The sequence below is a fragment of the Clostridioides sp. ZZV15-6383 genome (genome assembly GCF_020657735.1).
GTDB classification, from domain to species: Bacteria; Bacillota; Clostridia; order Peptostreptococcales; family Peptostreptococcaceae; genus Clostridioides; species Clostridioides difficile_D.
On sequence record NZ_JAGWCV010000120.1, the window covers coordinates 1 to 1637 of the forward strand.

General features: G+C 47.0%; 1 rRNA gene. It reads left to right on the forward strand.

What is annotated here, in order from left to right:
* Positions 1 to 89: 89 nt before the first annotated feature.
* A 23S ribosomal RNA gene (locus KGF42_RS19010) occupies positions 90 to 1637 on the forward strand; the annotation flags it as partial.

Genomic DNA, 1637 nt, shown 5'->3' on the forward strand with positions numbered 1-1637 from the left:
ATATGACATCTAATTTGTAATATATAAAGCTGATAACTTTTTAAAATTATCGAAGTTGATAGCTTCTAATCTATCAAACCTTTTTAACTGGTCAAGTTATTAAGGGTGCAGGGCGGATGCCTTGGCACTAGGAGCCGATGAAGGACGTGATAAGCTGCGATAAGCTTCGGGGAGTTGCACGTAAACTTTGATCCGAAGATTTCCGAATGAGGAAACTCACTTAGAGTAATGTCTAAGTATCATTAAGTGAATACATAGCTTAATGAGGGGAACTCAGGGAACTGAAACATCTAAGTACCTGAAGGAAGAGAAAGAAATTCGATTCCGTAAGTAGCGGCGAGCGAACGCGGATTAGCCCAAACCAATAAAGTTTTCTTTATTGGGGTTGCGGACATATCATAACGAAGAGGTATCGTAATTGAAGAGGTTTGGAAAGACCCACCACAGAAGGTAATAGTCCTGTATGTTAAACGAGAAGACTTTAGATATGATCCAGAGTACCACGGGACACGTGAAACCCTGTGGGAAGCAGGAGGGACCACCCTCCAAGGCTAAATACTACCTAGTGACCGATAGCGTATAGTACCGTGAGGGAAAGGTGAAAAGAACCCCGGGAGGGGAGTGAAATAGAACCTGAAACCCTGCACTTACAAGCTGTGGAAGCACATTTCTTGTGTGACCGCGTACTTTTTGTAGAACGGGCCAACGAGTTACGTTAAGTAGCAAGGTTAAGCACTTAAGGTGTGGAGCCGTAGCGAAAGCGAGTTTTAACTGAGCGTTCAGTTACTTGACGTAGACCCGAAACCGGGCGACCTACCCATGAGCAGGATGAAGCGAAAGTAAAATTTCGTGGAGGTCCGAACCCACGAGCGTTGAAAAGCTCGGGGATGACTTGTGGGTAGCGGTGAAATTCCAATCGAGCCCGGAGATAGCTGGTTCTCCCCGAAATAGCTTTAGGGCTAGCCTCAAGGTGAGAGATACGGAGGTAGAGCACTGAATGTCCTAGGGGGTATTGCACCTACCGAAGACTATCAAACTCCGAATGCCGTCATCTTATACTTGGGAGTCAGACTGTGGGTGATAAGATTCATAGTCGAAAGGGCAACAGCCCAGATCGTCAGCTAAGGTCCCTAAATGTAAGTTAAGTGGTAAAGGATGTGGGATTGCACAGACAACCAGGATGTTGGCTTAGAAGCAGCCACTCATTCAAAGAGTGCGTAATAGCTCACTGGTCGAGTGATCCTGCGCCGAAGATTTCCGGGGCTAAAACTTACTACCGAAGCTACGGCATCAGCAATGATGGGTAGGGGAGCTTCCCATACGGGTTGAAGCATGACCGTAAGGACATGTGGACAGTATGGGAGTGAGAATGTTGGCATGAGTAGCGAGATGTGGGTGAGAATCCCACAGGCCGTAAACCCAAGGTTTCCAGGGGAAGGTTCGTCCGCCCTGGGTTAGTCGGGACCTAAGCTGAGGCCGAAAGGCGTAGGTGATGGACAACAGGTTGATATTCCTGTACTACCGATAACCGTTTGAGAGATGGGATGACACAGTAGGATAAGCTAAGCACACTGTTGGTTATGTGTGCCCAAGCATTGAGGCAGTCAAAGTAGGTAAATCCGCTTTGATAATGCTAG